Raw genomic sequence first — 19,608 nt, 5'->3', positions numbered from 1 at the left:
TCGAGTTCAGATAGCGCCGCTGCCAGCTTACGGATTGCGCTCGAGCAGCAGGTTCAGGACGTTCGGGTACCGGTCGGGGAAATCCATCGGCACGATGCCGAAGTGGCCGGGCTGTTCGCGATGTTCGGTCAGGTAGTTCTCGACCTTCGGGAGGATGGCGGCGGCATTGTCCTTGGGCCAGGCACGGTCGGCATAGCTGGTGAAGTTGATGTACATGAGCGTATTGGCGGCATCGGCGGCGGCTTTGTCGAAGCAGGCGCGGACATAATCGAACTTGTCGCCGCCGGAGGAGCCGGTTCCGGACGAGCCGGACGAGCCCGCCGAGGTGCCGGAGTCCAGGCCCATCAGACCACGGCCCTGGTATCGATCCTGCACGTAGAAGGTCGAATTGGAGACATTGCCATTGTCGCCGCCCGGCCAGCGCAGCGCCGGTAGCTGATTGGCGAACTGGGTGATCAGCACGACCTTGCCGCGCGCCTCGCCCAGTGCGGGGACGTGCTCGCCGATCCAGAACAGGGAACGGTAGCCCTTCGCGTCCAGGTAGCCGTCGAAGATCCGGGCGAAGTCGGTGCCGACGTCATTGCCGGTGCCGTCCTCCTTCTTCACCCGCATGATCAGGACCTCACCGGGATTGCGGGACAGGAAATCCCGGCACTGGTTCAAGACCTCGTCGAAGGTGATCCCTTGATACGCGGGCCCGTGGTAGATGCCGAACGAATCCTTGACGTGATCCTGCAAACCATTGCAGCGGATATCGAGGAAGCGGATGCCGTGCGCGAATTGCTCGGGCAGAGACCAGTTCTGGGTGTGCGCCCATTCGGTGCCGTTCGCGGGGTCGGTGCAGCAGGAATCGTGAGTGCCCGGAATCGTGAGTCGCAGTAGCGAAGTGCTGTCGGCCAGACCCGTCATCCAGGCCTGTGGCGTCTCGGCCGCCCGGCGCACCGGGGCCGCCCACGCCGGGCCCGTCCCGACTCCGGCGACCAGCGCCGCACCCACCGCCACCCGCAGCAGCTCTCTACGACTCGTCCTCATCCACGCCTCAACTCTTGCCGAATCCTCGGAATGCGATCTTGCGCATTCGCGCCGCGAGCCTAGCTGGACATTGGACCAACCGTCCGGGTTTTGCGGTCGCCGGATCGAAACCCGTTGTTCACCAAGGAATTCGGACATATCGGATCACAGCTACCTGCCAGGAATCGGCCCGCACCCCCATGTAAAACTCCTTCGCGATGCTCACTTACTTCGAAGCGACTGTCATCGGCTCGGTGCAGGGATTCACCGAACTCTTCCCCGTCTCCAGCCTGGGTCATTCCGTCCTGGTCGCGGCCTGGCTCGGCGGCGACTGGGCACGGCTCACCGAAGACGAATCGAGCGGGGGCACACCGTATCTGGCGTTCGTGGTGGCACTGCACGTGGCGACGGCGGTGGCACTGCTGGCGCACTACCGCCACGATTGGCTGGCCATCGGCGGCGGGTTCCTGGACACGCTGCGCACCCGGCGGATCGATACCGTCCCGCAGCGGCTGGCCTGGCTGCTGGTACTGGGCACGCTGCCGGTCGCGATACTCGGTCCGCTGCTGGAACATTCACTGCACGCGCTGTTCTCCGCGCCGATCTACGCCGCGGTCTTCCTCACCCTCAACGGCGTGGTGCTGATCATCGGGGAGGGTCTGCGCCGCCGCAACGAGCCCACCCTCGCGCAGTACGGCCGGCGCTTCGTCCTGCATCGCACCCGGACCGCCGATACCCGCGCGCTGCGCCAGACCGATCGGCCCCTGGCCGCGCTCAGCGCCACCGACGCGGTCGGCATCGGCTGCGCGCAGGCGGGTGCGCTGATCACCGGTTTCAGCCGGGCCGGATTGAGCATGGTCGGCGGGCTGTGGCGGGGCCTGGAACACGAGCACGCCGCCAAATTCGCCTTTCTGCTCGCCACCCCCGCGATTCTGGGCGCGGGGGTGCTGGAACTGCCCGAACTCGTCGGCCCGGACACCGCCGGGTTTCGCGGGCCGATCCTGCTCGGCGCGCTGGTGTCAGGGCTGTCGTCGTGGGTCGCCGTGCGATTCCTGGAGCGGTTCTTCCAGACCCGCACGCTGCTGCTGTTCGCGCTCTACTGCCTGATCGCCGGTCCGGTGTCGGTACTGCACTTCTGGTGAATCAGCTGGCGAGCACCTCTTTCATGCCCGGCTTCAGCACGCTGCTCAGCGCCGACCAGTCGATGGTCACATCGACCACACCGGCCACGGGCGGCGCAGCCTGACCCTGATCGAAATAGATGTGCATGCCCTCGGGAGTGGCCGTCCAGTACTGGAAGTGATCACGAGTCGGGGTCAGGCCGTCGGTGTCGATGACGCTCGCGTACTTGCCCTTCTTCAGCTTCTCGGTGGCCAGCGTGGACAGTTTGGCCAGCCCGTCCTGTTCGGTGCCGAACAGGTCCGCGATCCGGATCTGCTTGGCGGTGTCCAGGTTCGTCACATGGGTGGCCAGCACCGCGATCGGATGCGCGCCGCCGAAATCGAGGGTGAGCCACATGATGCCGGACGCGACCTTCGTGCCGAGATATTCGACCTTGTTCTCATCGGTGACCCCGGTCAGCTTCACCGCATCGGACCGCGCGGCAATGATGCTCTGCAAGGTGGTCCGCATACCGTCGTTGAATTCCTTGACGGCGGCGTCCCTGCCGGTGCCCTCCAGCTGCGGCACCTCGACGTCGTAGGTGAGCGTCCCCTGTTTGCCGTTGACCCGCACCGTCGTCGCGGTGATTACCGAGGCGTCGCTGGGCGGTGACGATTCCACGGTCTGCACGACGGTGGGGCGGCCGGTGCTGGGCACCGTGGACGTTCCGTCGGTGGCACAACCCGTTACCGCCACGGCCAGCGTGGCGGCGGTGATCAGGCCGACTGTGGTGATGCGCACGATCCCTCCCGATATTCCGGCACCGCCTCTGCCCGGTGCTCACCATAAGGATCGGCCGGTTCGCTCCGGATGTACCAATGGATGACCAATGGCCCGGTGATTCGCTGCCGACGCGCCGCCGAGCGGGGGTTTGCCAGGTTCGCCAGTGGGCACTGCCTGGTCGGAAAGGAATCCGAACATGCTGATTCGACGAATCGCCCGTCCACTGCTGGCGTCCGCGTTCATCGCCGACGGGCTCACCACCCTCGCCAACCCCGAGCCCCGCACCAAGATGGCCGCCACGCTCGTCCAGCACGGAGAGCGGCGGCTGCCCGAGCAGTACGCCGCCAAACTCCCCTCCGATCCCGGCCAGGTGGTCCGGGTCAATGCCATGGTCCAGGTCGGCGCCGCCGCCCTGCTCGCCTTCGGCCGGGTGCCCCGCATCGCGTCCACGGTGCTGGCCGCCACCCTCGTCCCCGCCACCGCCATCGAACACAATTTCTGGGACGAACCGGACCCCGAGCGCCGCGCCGTCAAACGCCTGGGGTTCATCAAGGACGTCAGCCTGCTGGGTGGCCTCATGATCGCGGCCTCCGACACCGCGGGCAAACCGTCCCTCGCCTGGCGCGGAAAACGCGCCGCCGCAAAGGTTTCCGCGAGCCTGCCGCTCACCCACGCCTCCGACGACAGCTACGCCGCCGTGCGCAAGGGCCTGGAAGAAGCCCTCGCCCACACCCGGGTGGCGGCCGGGCACACCAAGGAACGCATCGCCGAACTGGCCGACACCGTCCAGTCGGAAGCCCCGCACTGGGCCGAGACCGCCAAGGAACAGGGCGCGGACCTGGCCGAAACCGTCGGCGACCGCAGCCGCGAATTCGCCGATATCGCCAAACGCCGGGGCGGGCATCTGGTCGAGGTGGCCAAAGTCCGCGGGGCGGACCTCGCCGAGACGGCACGTGAGCGCGGCGCCGAGTTCGCCGAGACCGCACGTGAACGTGGTGCCGAGTTCGCGGGAACCGCACGCGAGCGCGGCGCTGAACTCGCCGAAACGGCCCGCGAGCGCGGAGCGGACTTCGCCGGAACCGCACGCGAACGCGGAGCGGACTTCGCCGATACCGCCCGCGGGCGGGGTGCGGAGCTGGCCGAAGCCGCCCGGGAGCGTGGGGCCGATCTGGCCGATACCGCGCGGGATCGGGGCGCACAGGTCGCCGAGACCGCGCGTGAGCGGCGGCAGCGGGCTGCGGACGCCGCGCACGATCGGGGTGTGCGGGCCGCGCGGACCGCGCGCGGGCGGCGGCGTCAGGCGGCCAGGCTCGCGCGTGATCGCAGTGCGAGCGTTGCCGAGACGGCACGGGATCGCGGCGCGCGGCTGGCCGGGGATGCCCTGGATCGCGGCGCGGTGCTCGCCGAGAACGTGCTCGATCGCGGGGCGCGGGCGGCGGAATCGGCGCGCGATCGCATCGAGGAGCGGCGCGGCTGATTCCGGTCAGGTGACGGTGACGGGGGCGGTGGTCCGGGCGGGCCGCAGGGTCAGGCACAGCGGCGCCGCGGCCAGCAGGACCACGGCCTCCACCCGGTAGAGCTCGTGCACGGCATCGAGCAGATGGATGCCGTGCGCGGAGACCAGCGCGGCCAGAATCGCGATGCCGAAACCGCCCCCGACCTGCCGGACCGTGAAATTCATGCCGAGCCCGGCCGCGAACTCGTCCTCCGGGATGGCGGCCGACGCGGCGATTCCCAAGGCGGCGAACGACAATCCGATACCGAGGCCGATGACCGCGGCGGCCGGAGCCCACACCGTCCACAGGCGTTCGGTGGCGGTGAGCGCGTGCGTGCCGAGCAGGGTCGCGCCCGCCGCGAACAGCAGTGCGCCCAGGGCGGCCAGTCGGCCCGCATTGTTCGGAGTGCCGATCCTGCCCACCACGATCGAGGTCAGCATGGCGCCGACGGCCGCGATGGTGAGCACGAACGAGGCCTTGACCACGGAGTAGTGCCAGATCTCGGCCAGGAAGATCGGGCCGATTAGCATGTGCGCGAACAACGCCAGGCCGATCACCGCCGACGCCAGGCTGGTGCGCGCGAACAAACCGTTGCGCCACAGTCCGAGATCGACGGCGGGGCTGCGGTGGGTGCGGGCGCGAAGCAAAGCCAGCAGCAGCAGAACCAGACCGCCCAGCAGCAGGGATACCGTGAGCGGGGCGATCCAGCCCCAATCCTGGCCCCGGGTGATCGCGGCGACGATGGACCCGGTGCCGGTCGCGAAGAGCAACGCGCCCAGGGCATCCGGCAGCGGGGCGCGGGTCCGGGGGCGATCCATCGGCACGAAGCGCAGACCGACGACCAAGAGCACCAGCCCGATCGGGATATTGATGGCGAAGATCCCCCGCCATCCGAACTGATCCACCAGCAACCCGCCCAGCACCGGCCCGAGCACCGCGCCCAATCCATTGGTGGCCGTCCAGGTTCCGATGGCCCCCGGCCGCCGCTCCGGCGCGACCACCCCCAGCAGCAATCCCACCGACGCGGGCACCACCACCGCCGCCGTCACCCCTTGCAGCAGCCGCGCCGCGATGAGCGCTGCCGCCGACGGCGCGAGCGCGCAGGCGAGGGAAGTGAGCACGAATCCGGCCAGTCCGAGCAGGAACAACCGCCCCCGCCCGATCACATCGGCCAGCCGCCCGGCGGGCGCGAGCCCGGCCGCGAACGTCACGCTGTACCCGCTCACCACCCAGGTGAGCACGGATTGCCCTGTCCCGCTGAAGGATCGGGCGATGCTCGGAAAGGCGATGTTCACCACCGACACGTCCAGAAACGTCAGGAACGACGCCGCGCACACCACCGCCGATACCGCTCGCGCCCCCGTGTTTCCGGCCTCCCCGGATACCCGATGAGCCATATTCCCTCCCCCGGTTTGTCACCGAACCCGTCGAGCGGGCCGATATTCCACGATGGGGGGCCGTGATCGGTGTTGAATAGTCGCCGGATCAACGAGCCAGGCGACCATTACACTGCCCGAACGGGGAGGTCGGTTTGTTGAAGTTCGCGGTATTGGGCGAGGTCCGGGCTTGGCGCGGAGACACGCCCTTGGATCTGGGCCCGCCACAACGGCGCGCCGTGCTGGTGGCACTGCTGCTGCGCGAGGGCAAGGCGGTGACGGCGGCCGAACTCGTCGAAGGCATCTGGGGCGACGACCCGGTGCTGCGCGCGGTCCCGGCGTTGCGCACCCACGTGGCCAAGCTCCGCCGCGAACTCGAACCCGAGCGCACCATGCGCGGGCCGTCGAACCTGCTGGTCTCGGTCGGCGACGGCTACGCCCTGCGCGTTCCGGCCGGCTGCACCGATATCGACGCCGTCGTCGACCGGGTCACCGCGGCCGGGCAATTGCGCGACGACGACCCGGTCGAAGCGCGCGACACTCTCGAGGCGGCGCTGGCGCAATGGCAGGGCGCGCCCCTGAGCGGACTGCCCGGACCGTACGCCGAACGCCAGCGGGCCCGGCTCGAGCAGTGGCGGCTGGCCATTCTCGAGGACCGGCTCAGCCTGGACATCGAAACCGGCCGCAGCGCCGACGCGGTCACCGAACTGGGCCCGCTCATCGACGAGCATCCGCTGCGGGAACGGTTCCGGGCGCTGCTGATGACCGCGCTCTATCACTGCGGCCGGCAGGCGGAGGCGCTCGAGGAGTACGGGCGCGCGCGGCGGGCGCTGGTGGAGGGCATCGGCGTGGAGCCCGGACCGGAGTTGAGCGCCGTGCACACCCGCATCCTGCGCGCCGATCTGCCGCCGGTGCTGCGCGCCCCGCGTCCCGCGCCCGCCCCGGCCCAATTGCCGCCCGACATAGCCGATTTCACCGGGCGCTCCCGGGTCACCGAGGAGATCGCGGCCGAACTCACCGGCGACGGCAGCACCGTGGTGATCTCGGCGGTCGGCGGTATGGGCGGGGTCGGCAAGACCGCGCTCGCCCTGCACGTCGCCCACCGGGTGCGCGATCGCTTCCCGGACGGGCAGCTGTATGTGAACCTGCGCGGGGTCGATCCCGAACCGGTCTCGCCCGGGGAAGCCCTGGGCGGGTTCCTGCGCGGGCTCGGCGTCGCGGAAGGCGATATCCCCTCCACTGTCGACGACCGCGCCGCGCAATTGCGAACCCTGTTGTGCGACAAGCGCGTTCTGGTGGTGCTCGACAATGCCCGCGACAGCGCCCAGGTGGCTCCGCTGCTGCCCGGCACGCCCGGCACCGCCGTACTGGTCACCAGCCGCTCGGTGCTCACCGAACTGCCCGCACTGCGCCGCACCCGCCTCGACGTGCTGGAGACCGAAGAGGCCATGACGCTGCTGACCCGCATCCTAGGCGCGGAACGCGTTGCGGCCGAACGGGATGCGGCGCACACCGTGATCGCGCTGTGCGCGCGGCTGCCGCTCGCGGTCCGGATCGTCGGGGCCCGGCTGGCGGTGCGCCCGCAGTGGACCCTCACCGCCCTGGCCGATCGCCTGGCCGACGCGAACCAGCGCCTGGACGTGCTGCAAACCGGCGAACTGGCCGTCGAAGCCGCCTTCCAGCTCGGCTACGGGCAGTTGAACGACCAGCAGGCCAGGGCATTTCGCATGCTGGCCCGCAATGACGTCCCGGACTTCCCCGCCGACGGGGCCGCCGCGGTGCTCGGGGTGCCGGTGGCGCGGGCCGAGCAGCTGTGCGAATCCCTGGTGGATCTGAACCTGCTGGAGACCACCGCGCCCGGCCGCTACCGCTTCCACGATCTGCTGCGCCTGTTCGCGGCCCGCCTGGCCGCCGCGCACGACCCGGACGGGACCTCCGGGGAGGACGAGTCCGCAATTCTGGTGCGGCTGCTCGACTACTACCTGGCCAGCGCCAAGAACCTGCTCTGCGCCATCGATTACAGCAATACCACCCGGCTGCTGGTGCCGACCAAAGTGCCCGGGCGCACCTTCGCCAATGGGGCGGAAGGTCAGTGCTGGAACGATATCGAACGTCCCGTCGTCATCGCCCTGCACCGGCAGGCCGCGCGTATCGGCGGTCCGGCGGTCGCGGTGGCCGCCGATCTGGCCTGGGTGATGGCCGAACTCATGGACGCGGGGACTCGCGCCCGCGAACTCGCCGATGCGTTGAAAGCCCTGCTGCACACCGCGATCCGGGAGGATCACGCCACCCCGGCCCGGCGTCTGCGGGTGGCCATCGGCGCGCTGCTGCAGGTCGGTCTGGGCGAGATCGAGGCGAGTATGGAGTTCCTGCAACCGATTTCGCCGCCGTCCGATGCCGCGGACCGTCGCTTGCAGATCCTGACCGAGGTCCTGCTGGGTGTGGCCGACCGCCGCATGGGCAATACCAAGGATTCGCACCGCCACTACGCCAACGCCCTGGCCCTTTCCCGCGCCGAAGGCGACCGCTCCATGGAGGCCTGGATTCTCGCCCTGGCCACCCGGACCCTGTGCGAATCCGGGCAATACGACGAGGCCGTGGCGGTGGCCGACCGCGCCATCGCCCTGGCCCGGGAAGCCTCCAACCCCGTCGCGCTCGGCTGGGCCACCCACGAACTGGCCGCCACCCGCTCCATGCTCGGCGAGCACGAGCGCGCCCGTGAACTCGGCGACGAGGCGGTGGCCATCGCCCGCCGCAATGGCGTCCGCCTCTGGGAAGGCTGGGCCCGCACCCGCCTGGCCCAGATCCACCTGCGCGCCGGCCGCGTCCCCGCCGCCGAATCCGAAGCCACCCACGCCCTGGACCTTTTCGCCGAAGCCGCCGACCCCCTCGACCGCGCCCGCGCCATGGCCCTGCGCGCCGCCGCCCGCGCCGCCCGCGGCGACACCGCCGCCGCCGAAGCCGAACTCCGCGACGCCGCCGAGATCTTCCGCCGCGCGGGCCTCCCCGCCCCGACCCCCGCGGCGTTGTTCGGCCCGCCCCCTCAATAGAGAACGTTTATTCGCTTTTTATCCGGGCCTGGCAGGGTTTCCCTCACGCCACCACCGATGAAAAGGGAGGTCACGGTGACGGCGAACGCGACGGCCATGGCCGCGTGGGCACGAGGGGTGCGCATGCGGTGGACACATGCCCGGATCACCACGGCACGCCTGGGCGGCAGCACCGCCGAGGCCTGGACCGCGGCGGGCGACCGCCTGGTCCTGGGCCGCGCCCGCATCACCTGGTGGGCCGGTCTGCTCGCCGACCGCGTGATCGCGCCTCAGGCGTCCGCGGGCTCGGCGGCCAAGAGCAGGCCGAGCCCGCGCAGCTGGGCAACCGCGGAACCGGACTCGAATTCGGCGCGCTTGGCGGCCAGGAAATAACGCTGCAGCGGATAGTCCTGGTAGATCCCGGTACTGGCGTGCACGTGCACGGCCGTATGCGCCACCCGGTGCCCGGCTTCGGCCGCCCAGAACTTGGCCACGGCGATTTCGGAATCGGCGGGCAGACCCCGGGATTCGCGCCACGCCGCCTGCCACAGCGTGAGCCGGACGGCTTCGACGTCGATGAAGGCATCGGCCAGGCGCTGCCGCACGGCCTGGAAGGCGCCGATCGGCTTGTCGAATTGCTTTCTGGTGCGGGCGTACTCGCAGGTCAGTTCGAGGGCGCGGGTCAGCACGCCGAGCTGATGGGCGCAGGTGGCGATGGTCGCGCGGCGACACGCCCAGGCGGCGGCTCCTGGAGCGCTGAGCGCGTGCGCCGGGCCGACGACGACATCGCGCAGTTCCAGCAGTGCCGCGTCATGACCGTCGACGACATGTTGCGCGGTGACGCTCACACCGTCGGTATCGCGATCCACCAGCAGCAGTAGCGAATCCGCGCCCGCTCGCGCCTCGACCAGGAACGCTCCCGCGAACGCACCCGCGGCGACCACCGACTGCGCGCCCTCGATACGCCAGAGTTCGCCCTGCCGTTCGGCTTCGAACGCGACCACGCCGCGCGCCAGCGCCGGTGCGATGGTCGCCTCCCCGGCGAGCACCGGCCCCACCCAGCGCCGTACCTGCGCCTCGTTCCCGAAGCGCGCGATGGTCGCCGCCGCCACCGCGATACCGGTCGCGTACGGCGCGGGTGCGAGCGTGCGGCCGAGTTCGATCAGGATCGCGCACTGCTCCAGCACGTCGAACCCGGCACCCCCGGCGGGTTCGGGCAGCGCGGCATCGAGCAGACCGGCGGCGGCCATGGCGCGCCAGAGCTCCGGGTCGAATCCGGTGGCGTTCCAGGCCCGTTCGGCGCACAGGTCGCGGGCCAGCCCGGACAGGTCCCGCTGCGCTTCGGTGTATTCGAAATCCATTGCCGTACTCCTTCTTTCAGCGGGTGACCGGCAGCGCGAGGGCGGTCTTGGCGATGATGTCGCGCTGCACCTCGTTGACCCCGCCGCCGAAGGTGAGAATCAGCGAGGACCGGTGGAAGCGTTCGATGCGCCCGCGCAGCAGCGCCCCGGGCGCGTCCTCCCGCAGCATCGATTCCGCGCCCAGCACCTCCATGAGCAATCGGTAACCCTCCGTGGCGAATTCGGTGCCGAACACCTTGGTCGCCGACGCCTCCGCGGGCCCGAGCTCCCCCGCATCGGCAGCCGCCGCCGTCCGCCAGTTCCGCAGCTTCAAATACTCGGCGTGCGCGTGCACCCGGGCCAGGTGGAGGCGCACCCATTCGGCGTCGATGACCCGCCCGCCGTCCGGGGCCGCCGTCCGCTGCGCCCACGCCCGCACCTGCCGCAACGATTCCCGCAGCGGCGCAGCCGAACTCAACGCCACCCGTTCGTGATTGAGCTGATTGGTGATCAGCGCCCAGCCCTGATTCACGCCCCCGACCACGTTCTCCGCCGGCACCCGCACCCCCGAGTAGTAGGTCGCGCTCGTCCCGACCCCGGCCATCGTGTGCACCTTCGTCCACGAAAACCCTTGCGCCCCGGTGGGAACCACCAGGATCGACAGCCCGCCGTGCTTCCCCGCCGCCGGATCGGTGCGCGCGGCCAGCCACACATAGTCCGCGTACTCGATCAGGCTGGTCCACATCTTCTCGCCGTTGATCACGTACTCGTCCCCGTCCCGCACCGCGCGCGTCCGCAGCGAAGCCAGATCGGTCCCGGCTTCCGGCTCGGAATACCCGATGGAGAAATGGATTTCGCCCCGGGCGATCCGCGGCAGGTAGTACGCGCGCTGTTCCGCCGTCCCGTACCGCATGATGGTCGGCCCCACCGTGTTCACGGTCAGATACGGCAGCGGCACCCCCGCCGCCGCGGCCTCGTCGTTGAAGATGAGCTGATCCACCATGGACCGCCCCTGCCCGCCGTGTTCGCGCGGCCAGCCCAGCACCAGCCACCCGTCGGCCCCGAGCTGCCGCACCACCTCCCGGTAGACCGCGCCGTCGCCGTGCTCCCCGCCCGGCCCGCGCCGCAACCCCGCCCGGCGTTCGGGTGTCATCAGCTCCGCGAAGTACTCGCGCAATTGTTTCCGCAGCTGCCGCTGCTCGTCGGTGAAATCGATGTGCATGCACCGACGCTAGGAACCGGGGCGCCCTGGGTGCGGGCCGTGGCAGGAAGCTGCCATCACCGTTGACAGCGGCGAACCGCGGCCCGTAATGATGAGGTGAACGGAGAGGCAGGAGCATGACGCGGGACGCGAGGCCGGCGCGCGGCGGGATCGTCCGCTTCAGCCAGGACGGGCACTGGGACGACGATGTCCAGCGCCTGCTCTCGCGCGCCGAACGCGAAGCGGTGGTGGCGGTCTCGAATCCCACCCGTTCGCCCACGCATTACCGGCTCGGCCAGGTGGTGGTGGGTGACCTGCCGGCCACCGGGAAACAGGTGCGGCTGCTGTACTCCCCCGACTATCTCGATGCCCGCGACCGCCAACCGCTGCTGCGGCATTCGTCGCTGGGCGCGCAGATCCGGATCACCGGCAACGACTTCCACAACGCGCTCATCATCGACCGGCGGCTGGCGGTGCTGTGGAGCGGTGCGGGCGCGGCGCACCCGTACGCCTATCTGATCCGGGAACCGGCGCTGCTGCGCGCCCTGGATCAATTCGCGCGCCTGGCCTGGGAATCGGCGGCGGGCCTGGCCACCGCGCTGGACCCGGTCCGTCCCGAGATCGACGAAGTCCTGCGCGCCGTGCTGCACACCCTCGCGCTGGGCCTCAAGGACGAGACCGCCGCTCGCCGCCTGGGCGTGTCGCTGCGCACCTATCGCCGGCATGTCGCCGACCTGATGGCGCGTCTCGGCGTCGCCACGCGGTTCCAGATCGGTGTCCGCGCGGCCGAACTGGGTCTGCTCCGCACCCCCGGCTAGTATTGCCCGCAGTTTCGCCGAGTGTTTGCTGTGCACCGAACTTTTTGTCCGTGATCGGCAATGAAGGCGGGTTCGTGGGCGTACTGCGTGAGCACAAGACCTTGATCTCCAATCTCAGCCTGGTGGGCATCCTGCTGGTCGGCGCCGGATATCTGGCGGTGGACGTGGCGCGGGTGCGGCTGCCGGGCGGAACCTATGCCGTCACAGTGCATCTCGATCGCTCGGGTGGGCTACAGGCTGGCAATGACGTGACGTGGCGGGGCTATCGCGTCGGGCAAGTGCGGGCGGTCGACATCATCGACGGCGGGGCGGGGATCGCCGCGACCGCGGACATCGACGACAAGTACAAGATTCCGGCCGATACCGCCATCGCGGTGGGGGCGCTGTCGGGTGCCGGGGAGCAGTACCTGGACTTCCGGCCGCACACCGATACCGCGCCGTACCTGCACGACGGGGACGTGATCCGTTTCGACCCCGAGCAGATCAGCACGCCGACGCCGGTGTGGGCGGCGCTCGCCAGCACGAACGACCTGATCTCCCAGATCGATCCGGACAAATACGCCGTCATCCTGGATGAGCTCGACACGGCGCTCAGCGGCGGCAAGGAACAGCTGCGGGCGCTGATCGACGGCGTCAGCCTGGCCACCCACGGCCTGGACAATCTGCTGCCGCAGACGGTCAATCTGATCGCGAGCCTGCGCACCATCGCCTCGACCACCTCGCAGGCGCAACCGGATCTGGGCACCCTGACCCGTAATTCGCGCACGCTGATCGATCAGGCCGACGCCGCCAACGCCGAATTGCGCACGCTGCTCGATCGCGCGCCCGGGCAGCTGGCCGTGGCGGTGGAAACCCTGGACCGCAATGACGATCCGATCCAGCGGCTGGTGGTCACCATGACCGCCATCGTCCGGGCGGCGCAACTGCGCATTCCCGCGCTGCGCGCGCTGTTCCCCGCGCTGGTGCCCGGGACGCAGGCCATGGGAGTTCCGGCGCACGACAACGAGTTCTACACCATCGTGGACATCTGGATGCGGCCGTGGTGCCAGTATTCGACCAAGCCCAGCCCGCACTACGTGGTGCAGGACGGCACCCTCGGCCGCTGGAACTATTGCGACAATCCGCCGCCCGATCAGCAGATCCGGGGCTCGGTCAACGCGCCCCGCCCGAATGTCCCCGACAATGGCGCGCACATGCCCGCCGGCGCCGACCCGAACGAACGCACCCTGCCGCCGATCCGCTGATCACCGGCGCGTCCACCCCCGCAGGCTCGCGTGTCGGCGCGTCCGTGGCGGTTTGTCCCACGAATCCCGCTCGGCACGGTTAAGAATGATCAGCGGTACCTCCCACGGTCCCATGCTTGTCCCAACGTGATGTCCCTTCGCCCTCGCAGGCGGAACCAGCAAGGGTGGCGGGCAAGGCTAGAGAGGTCTGAATCTCGATGATGAGCAAGCGTTCTCTCGGCGCGATGGCGCGCTCCGCGGTACTGGTCGGTGTCGCCACCGCCGGTCTCGCGACCGCGCCCGCCCACGCCGACCCGTTATGGCCGGGCGGACCGGATGTCCCGGGTGTTCCATCGATCATCCCGGACACCGCTCCCGCACCGGTCGTAGCTCCGTGCAGCGGCGCCGCGCGCGCCTGCCTGCGCCTCAGCACCAACGAGGCCTGGTTGATGGATAACGGCAAGGTCGTCTTCGGCCCCACCCCCATCTCGCACGGTATGCCCGGCTACGAAACCCCGCCGGGCGTCTTCAAGGTCTTCCTCAAGAAGCCCTTCCACTGGAGCACCATGCACAACGCCCCGATGGAATACGCCATGTTCTTCAACGGCGACATCGCGTTCCACATCGGACCGGTGGAAAAACAGTCCCACGGCTGCATCCGCATGACCCCCGACGGGGCCCGCGAGTTCTTCAACTACATGAACGTCGGCGACGTCGTAGAGGTCGTCACGTAACCTGCACCACCGCAAGTATTCCCAAGGCTCCCTCCTGTAAACCAGGAGGGAGCCTTGCTCTTCCCCCGCTGATCCGGTTCCATCAGCCGGTGCTCCGTATTCGATTCGACCTCACCCCGATCGACCGGGTGCGTCCGTGGGGACGGGATCGAACCTTCCATTGGTTCGGGCTGACCGACGGGCGGTACTGCCTGGAAGCGGACGGGATCGAACTCCTGCGATATGCCGCGCACACGATCGAGCGCTCGGATACCGAAGGCCGCCGGGAAGGCCAGCCGTGGGTGGAGATAACCGGTTTCCACGATCGGCTGATCGCGGCGATGCAGGCGCGGGTCGATCACCTCACCGCGTCCGGTGCGCCGCCGTCGGTGGAACTCGATCTGCCCGGGCTCGTTCGTGAACACGCCGATCGCAGCACGTGGCTGGCCCGGGCGTTGCAGCGGTCGGTCGGCACCGATTGGGAGGCGGTACGTGCCGTGCTGCCGTTGCTGCTGGGTTCAGCCGATCGCCGCGAGGATCAAGCCGCCGAACAGGGCTAGGCCGAAGGCCGCGGAGACCGCGAGGGCCAGTGAGCGGAGCAGGCCCGGGCCGAATCGGCGGGCGATGAAATAGCCTGCGGTGCCGCCCAGTCCGGCCAGGATGACGCCTTCGCCCCAGATCAGGTAGAAGACCGAGGCCATGATCGCGTTCAGGATGTCTTCGAGGCCGCGGGCGGGCTCGCCGAAGGGGATGGGGAAGCGGAAGAGTACGCCGACCAGTCCGGCGGCGAACGGTGCGGTCAGCACGGCGGCGATCGCACCCCAGGCGGCGACCGCCCACAGGACGAGGCGGCTCGTGCGGGCTTCCTCGATCGGCATACACACCCCTTCCGTGCCGATGAGCCTTTTGCTCCACTTTTACAGGGTTTCGGGCGGTTTCCTCGTATCCGGTGGGAAAAGTGGAGCATAAGGCTCTGGGATAACGGGTCGAGACGGACGGGGTCGGTCTGGTAGAGCAGGGGTATGGAGCGGTTTCTGGTTACGGGGAGTGCGGGGCATCTCGGGGAGGCGCTGGTTCGGGTGCTTCGGGAGCGTGGGGAGGAGGTGATCGGGCTTGATGTGCTCGGGTCGGAGTTCACGACGGTCATCGGGTCCGTTACCGATCGGGATGTGGTGCGGCGGGCGCTCGATGGGGTGACGCGGGTGTTGCACACCGCCACCCTGCACAAGCCGCATGTGGGCTCGCACGGCCGGCAGGACTTCGTCGACACCAATGTGACCGGCACTCTCACCCTGCTCGAGGCGGCCGCGGCGGCCGGGGTGCGGAGTTTCGTGTTCACCAGCAGCACCAGTGCATTCGGCCGCGCGTTGACGCCTGCTCCGGGTGCGCCCGCCGCATGGATCACCGAGGACGTGCACCCGGTGGTCCGCAATATCTACGGCGCCACCAAGATCGCTGCCGAGGATCTCTGCGAACTGGCCGCCCGTGACTCCGGCCTGCCCATCCTGATCCTGCGTACCGCACGCTTCTTTCCCGAAGCGGACGACCGCGACGAAGTCCGCGCCCGCTACGCCGACGCCAACCTCAAAACCAACGAATTCCTCTACCGCCGGATCGATATAGCCGACGTGGTCGACGCCCACCTCCTGGCCGCCGAGCAGGCCCCCACCCTCGGCTTCGGCCGCTACATCCTCAGCGCCACAACACCGTTCACCCCGGCCGACCTCCCCGAACTAGCCGTGAACGCACCCGCGGTAATGGCCCGCCTCTACCCCGAGATCGCCGCCGACTACCGAACCCGGGGCTGGCACATGTTCCCCACCCTGGACCGCGTCTACGTCAACGCCCGCGCCCGCCGAGACCTCCACTGGACCCCGCGCTACGACTTCCCCACCATCGCCGGCCTGGTCCGCGCGGGCCGAAAGCCGTGCAGCCCACTCGCACTCACCATCGGCGCCAAGGGCTACCACGCCACCCCCACCGGCGTATACACCCAACGCTGACGCCCCTCAGTCCGCCGCAGGCTTCCGACGCAGATGCCCGCTCAAATCACCGGTCATTCGAATATCCACCTCCCGCTCCAGAAACCGCCACTCCCCCTCCACCCGCCCGAACCGATCCCGATAACGCCCGGTCACAATCGCCTGCAACGGCGATTCCGGAAGCGCCTGAAACACCGTGAAATACGACCGAGCCGCAGCCTCATCCCCCTCCATCTCCACCGCGACATTCGTCGTCACATGATGCGTCCGAGGCGTCCCGTCCTCATAAACAATCACCATCCCCCGCAACATCCCCTCCACCTCCTCCCCACCAACCACCCCACCCCCACCTCTGAACACCCCACCCGAGAACAACGCCCCCACACCCCCGAAGTCCCCGTCATCAACCAACTCCGCATACTTTGCGATCAAGTTCATAATCGCGGTCGTGTCACCGGCAGCACTCATACCATCCGAGGCTAGGTCAACAGCCGCCGCAACGACGCATAACCGGGCGGCCCCCAAGTAGCTTTGCCTCCCGGCCGCCCATGGATCCCGGCCTCCCCGATCAGAATCCCACTGAGCGCCTTCAGCACCGCACACCCGCGCGCCCGCCGCAGCGTCGCATCATCCACCGTATGCCGGTAGCCGGCGTGAAACACATCAGCGACGCCGTCCGGCAGCAAGATCCACGCGGCGGCGAGATCGTACGCCGGGTCACCCGCACAAAGATCACCGAAATCGATTACGCCACAAATATTTCCATCAGCGGTCACCACATTGGCCGGATGCAGGTCCGCATGCAGCCACACCGCCGGACCGTCCCACTCCGGCGCAGCGACGGCGTCCTCCCAAACCCCGCGGACCGCACCGGGATCCGATATCGCCCCATGTTCGACCGCCGAAGCGAGCAGCGTCGCGAAACCGTCGGCGTGCGCCGCCAAGGGCCCACCCCGATCGCGCCCGGTCGGCGCGTGCTCGGGCGCAGGGTAATGGAGTTCCGTCAGAAACTCCGCCAGCACGGCCGCCGCCTCCCGCCCTCGGGTAACCGGCGCGATATCGGCGGGCGTACCGGGCACCCACGTGGTCACGATCCAAGGTCGCGGAAACAGTTCGGACGGCTCCCCGAACCGCTGCGGAACGGGCACCGGCAGCGACAGCCGCGATGCGAGACCAGGCAGCCACGCGAACTCCTTGCGCAACAGTGCATCCGCGGAGTCCGTCGCCCACGGCAGACGCACTGCCAGGTCGTCGCCGATCCGCCAGAGCTGGTTGTCCCATCCCCGGGCGCCGAGCCGTATCGGGTATTCCGCCAGATCCGGGTGTTGATCGCGGAGTAGGTCCCGGACCAGCTCCGCGGTGACCTCGATGTCGGTGTGCGTCACGGGAATCAACGGTAGCCGGAGGCGGAGGAGGTTCAGGGTTCTGTGAGGGGGGTCAGGATGATGACCGGGATCTCGCGGTCGGTCCAGGCCTGGTAGGTGGCGAAATCGGCGTAGGTGTCGAGGAGCAGGGGCCATAGGCGGGTGCGTTGGGCGGGGTCGGCGACGGTGGCGTGGACGGGGTAGCGGCGGGGGCCGACCTGGATGTGGGTGTCGGGGTGGGCGCGCAGGTTGTGGTACCACTGCGGGTGTTTGGGGAGGCCGCCCTGGGAGGCGACGATGACGGTGTCGGCGCCGTCGGCCAGGTAGAGCAGGGGGGTGGTGTAGGTGATTCCGGATTTGCGGCCGCGGTGTTCGAGCAACAGGGTCGGGACGGGTTTGCGGAATCCGGCGCCGATCCGCCATTTGCCGCCGATCCGGCCGTTGGTGCGCCGGTAGAGCCAAACCTGGGCTTTGCCAACGTATTTGAAGATCTTCGGCAGCATCGGTGAATCGAGTTGGGCGGGGCGGGGCGGGTGGGTCGTCATGCGCTCTCCAGGTTCGACGTCAGGACATGACCATACACATCTACCGACATGTATGGTCAAGAGGTGACGGGTAAACGTCGCTCTCGGTAGGGTCACCGCGAACCACCCGATACCCGAGGAGCACCCCATGCGCACGCACGGCTGGTCGGGCACCGCCCCGGCCGACGACACCGAGGCCGTCGAGCGCATCCTGACGGCCGCGCGCACCGCGATCCAGCGTTCGGGCGCGGACTTCACCATGGCCGAGATCGCCCGGGAGCTGGGCGTCACCCGCCAGACGGTGTACCGCTACTTCCCCAATGCCGATGCCCTGCTGGCCGCAACGGCTTTGGCGGAAGCGGGCGCTTTCCTCGACGTCCTGGCCGCGCACCTGGCCGCCTTCCGCGATCCCGCCGAAGCCGTGGTCGAAGGCATCGCCTACGCCCTGGAGCGCATCCCGCAAGACCCCTACATCAGCCTCCTGCTCACCCCCGGCCGCGCCGGCACCTTCTCCGCCGGCGTCACCTCCGACGCCGCCCTCGCCTTCAGCCGAGCCATGCTCGAACGCTTCGCCGTCGACTGGAACGCAGCCGGCGTCGACAGCGCCCATCTGGACGAACTCGCCGAGCACATGCTCCGCACCGTCCAATCCTTCGTCCTCGACCCGGGCCGCCCACCCCGCCGGGGCGCTGACCTCCGCGCCTACCTCACCACCTGGATCGCACCCGCCCTGCGCGCCCTGCGCCCCGAATCAGCTTCCGGCACAGCATCTTCGAGGTAAACCGCTACCAGCTGCCGGCGAACAGGGCCGCGAGGGCCGGGGGCGAGTCGGCGGCGCTGGTGACGTTCGCGTACACCACGACCAGCGCGGTGAGCGAAAGCAATGCCGAGAGGATGGCGGAGACGGCCAGCAGCCGTCGAGGTCGGCGAGCGGTGTAATCGGTTGCCGCGTAGCGCTTCCAGAGCAGGATGCTCACTGCGATGAAGGCGATGGCCACCGTGGCGGCGATGATGGCCATGGCCACGTGATAGCGCGCGAAATCGCTGATCATCACGTCCAGGGCGGGCGGGGTGCCGTTGGCGGGGTAATCGGTCAGGTATTGCGTGATTTGTGCTCGCACCGTAGCGGTTTCGGGATCGGAGGGCCCGCTGGTGAGCATGGGGAGCAGGGAGGCGAAGGGCGCGATCATGCCTTGGATATTGGCCATCAGCAGAACCGTGGAGAACAGGGACAGCAACGTGGTGACGGTCGCTCCGGCGGCGAGCGCCGTGGTGCCGCCGGTGTCGGGGGCCGCGGCGAGGAACGAGCGCCACAGCAGCAGCGCGAGTCTGGCCAATACCGCCAGCAGGATCGCCGCGACCACCGCCTTGACCAGGTGGTAGCGAAACCAATAGTCGACAATCTGCTGAAGCGCGGGGTTTAAGTCCCGCTTCCCGGAGCGCCAGTAGTCCGCGAACGCGGCGCGAAAAGCGGTACGCAGATCGCTTTCATCGGCGAAGTCGCCGGTGGATCCGCGCGCCGCCAACCTGGCCGGGGCCAGCACGAAGGCCACGGCGAGGCCGACCGCGAGGCCGGCCAGCAGGCGGGCGGCATTGTCCGCGGATCTCGGGCGAGTGGTGGCACCGGTCACGGGGGCTCCTTCGGCT

General features: G+C 69.1%; 19 protein-coding genes. 9 read left to right on the top strand and 10 right to left on the bottom strand.

What is annotated here, in order from left to right:
* Positions 1-27: 27 nt before the first annotated feature.
* Positions 28-1,032: a phosphatidylinositol-specific phospholipase C gene (locus tag NY1_RS18380; protein ID WP_067714376.1), complete on the bottom strand. Its 1,005-nt coding sequence runs from the start codon at positions 1,030-1,032 to the stop codon at positions 28-30.
* Between the two features lie 197 nt (positions 1,033-1,229).
* Between NY1_RS18380 and NY1_RS18375 the strand changes: the two genes are divergently transcribed.
* Positions 1,230-2,153, top strand: coding sequence for an undecaprenyl-diphosphate phosphatase (locus tag NY1_RS18375; RefSeq protein ID WP_067714373.1), 924 nt, complete (start codon positions 1,230-1,232; stop codon positions 2,151-2,153).
* A 1-nt stretch (position 2,154) separates the two neighbouring features.
* Here the strand turns inward: NY1_RS18375 and NY1_RS18370 are convergent, their stop codons facing one another.
* A complete protein-coding gene (locus NY1_RS18370; protein WP_067714370.1) occupies positions 2,155-2,913 on the bottom strand; it encodes an RsiV family protein in 759 nt (252 codons plus the stop codon).
* 178 nt (positions 2,914-3,091) lie between these two features.
* Here NY1_RS18370 and NY1_RS18365 point away from each other — a divergent pair, with 178 nt between their 5' ends.
* On the top strand, positions 3,092-4,372 hold the full coding sequence (locus tag NY1_RS18365; protein WP_067714367.1) for a DoxX family membrane protein: 1,281 nt from the start codon (positions 3,092-3,094) through the stop codon (positions 4,370-4,372).
* A 6-nt stretch (positions 4,373-4,378) separates the two neighbouring features.
* Here NY1_RS18365 and NY1_RS18360 read toward each other — a convergent pair whose 3' ends face one another.
* Complete coding sequence (locus tag NY1_RS18360; protein WP_067714365.1) at positions 4,379-5,788, bottom strand: DHA2 family efflux MFS transporter permease subunit; 1,410 nt, start codon at positions 5,786-5,788, stop codon at positions 4,379-4,381.
* A 134-nt stretch (positions 5,789-5,922) separates the two neighbouring features.
* Between NY1_RS18360 and NY1_RS18355 the strand changes: the two genes are divergently transcribed.
* On the top strand, positions 5,923-8,817 hold the full coding sequence (locus NY1_RS18355; protein ID WP_084535076.1) for an AfsR/SARP family transcriptional regulator: 2,895 nt from the start codon (positions 5,923-5,925) through the stop codon (positions 8,815-8,817).
* A 269-nt stretch (positions 8,818-9,086) separates the two neighbouring features.
* Here NY1_RS18355 and NY1_RS18350 read toward each other — a convergent pair whose 3' ends face one another.
* Positions 9,087-10,157, bottom strand: a complete 1,071-nt coding sequence (locus NY1_RS18350; RefSeq protein ID WP_067714359.1) for an acyl-CoA dehydrogenase family protein — start codon at positions 10,155-10,157, stop codon at positions 9,087-9,089.
* A gap of 16 nt (positions 10,158-10,173) precedes the next feature.
* Entirely contained in the window at positions 10,174-11,358 is a 1,185-nt protein-coding gene (locus NY1_RS18345) for an acyl-CoA dehydrogenase family protein (RefSeq protein WP_067714356.1), read from the bottom strand.
* Between the two features lie 116 nt (positions 11,359-11,474).
* On the opposite strand from NY1_RS18345, the gene NY1_RS44040 reads away from it, so the two are divergent.
* The 4 genes from NY1_RS44040 (at position 11,475) to NY1_RS18325 (ending at position 14,651) form a co-directional block, all read left to right on the top strand.
* Positions 11,475-12,155 carry a helix-turn-helix transcriptional regulator gene (locus NY1_RS44040; RefSeq protein WP_067714353.1) on the top strand — a complete coding sequence of 227 codons (681 nt, stop codon included), beginning with the start codon at positions 11,475-11,477 and terminating at the stop codon, positions 12,153-12,155.
* Between the two features lie 50 nt (positions 12,156-12,205).
* Entirely contained in the window at positions 12,206-13,399 is a 1,194-nt protein-coding gene (locus NY1_RS18335) for an MlaD family protein (RefSeq protein WP_233434377.1), read from the top strand.
* Between the two features lie 200 nt (positions 13,400-13,599).
* A complete protein-coding gene (locus tag NY1_RS18330) occupies positions 13,600-14,112 on the top strand; it encodes a L,D-transpeptidase (protein WP_233040675.1) in 513 nt (170 codons plus the stop codon).
* 89 nt (positions 14,113-14,201) lie between these two features.
* Positions 14,202-14,651 carry a DUF5984 family protein gene (locus tag NY1_RS18325; protein ID WP_067714348.1) on the top strand — a complete coding sequence of 150 codons (450 nt, stop codon included), beginning with the start codon at positions 14,202-14,204 and terminating at the stop codon, positions 14,649-14,651.
* On the opposite strand, the gene NY1_RS18320 is transcribed toward NY1_RS18325, so the two are convergent.
* Positions 14,610-14,969 carry a hypothetical protein gene (locus NY1_RS18320; RefSeq protein ID WP_067714345.1) on the bottom strand — a complete coding sequence of 120 codons (360 nt, stop codon included), beginning with the start codon at positions 14,967-14,969 and terminating at the stop codon, positions 14,610-14,612. The genes NY1_RS18325 and NY1_RS18320 overlap by 42 nt on opposite strands.
* A 144-nt stretch (positions 14,970-15,113) precedes the next feature.
* Here NY1_RS18320 and NY1_RS18315 point away from each other — a divergent pair, with 144 nt between their 5' ends.
* Positions 15,114-16,094: an NAD-dependent epimerase/dehydratase family protein gene (locus NY1_RS18315; RefSeq protein WP_067714342.1), complete on the top strand. Its 981-nt coding sequence runs from the start codon at positions 15,114-15,116 to the stop codon at positions 16,092-16,094.
* A 6-nt stretch (positions 16,095-16,100) separates the two neighbouring features.
* On the opposite strand, the gene NY1_RS18310 is transcribed toward NY1_RS18315, so the two are convergent.
* Genes NY1_RS18310 through NY1_RS18300 form a run of 3 tightly spaced genes read right to left on the bottom strand, consistent with a single transcriptional unit; the run spans position 16,101 to position 17,982 of the window.
* A complete protein-coding gene (locus NY1_RS18310; protein ID WP_067714340.1) occupies positions 16,101-16,541 on the bottom strand; it encodes a nuclear transport factor 2 family protein in 441 nt (146 codons plus the stop codon).
* 11 nt (positions 16,542-16,552) lie between these two features.
* Complete coding sequence (locus NY1_RS18305) at positions 16,553-17,458, bottom strand: aminoglycoside phosphotransferase family protein (RefSeq protein WP_067714592.1); 906 nt, start codon at positions 17,456-17,458, stop codon at positions 16,553-16,555.
* Between the two features lie 32 nt (positions 17,459-17,490).
* Complete coding sequence (locus tag NY1_RS18300; RefSeq protein ID WP_067714337.1) at positions 17,491-17,982, bottom strand: nitroreductase family deazaflavin-dependent oxidoreductase; 492 nt, start codon at positions 17,980-17,982, stop codon at positions 17,491-17,493.
* A gap of 127 nt (positions 17,983-18,109) precedes the next feature.
* On the opposite strand from NY1_RS18300, the gene NY1_RS18295 reads away from it, so the two are divergent.
* Entirely contained in the window at positions 18,110-18,742 is a 633-nt protein-coding gene (locus NY1_RS18295; protein WP_067714335.1) for a TetR/AcrR family transcriptional regulator, read from the top strand.
* Between the two features lie 4 nt (positions 18,743-18,746).
* Here NY1_RS18295 and NY1_RS18290 read toward each other — a convergent pair whose 3' ends face one another.
* The gene (locus NY1_RS18290; protein ID WP_218028382.1) at positions 18,747-19,592 is read right to left on the bottom strand and encodes a hypothetical protein; all 846 of its coding nucleotides are present in this window, start codon (positions 19,590-19,592) and stop codon (positions 18,747-18,749) included.
* Positions 19,593-19,608 lie beyond the last annotated feature (16 nt).

It is taken from the genome of Nocardia yamanashiensis NBRC 100130 (assembly GCF_001613325.1).
GTDB lineage: Bacteria > Actinomycetota > Actinomycetes > Mycobacteriales > Mycobacteriaceae > Nocardia > Nocardia yamanashiensis.
This window is presented reverse-complemented; position numbering and strand designations above follow the sequence as displayed.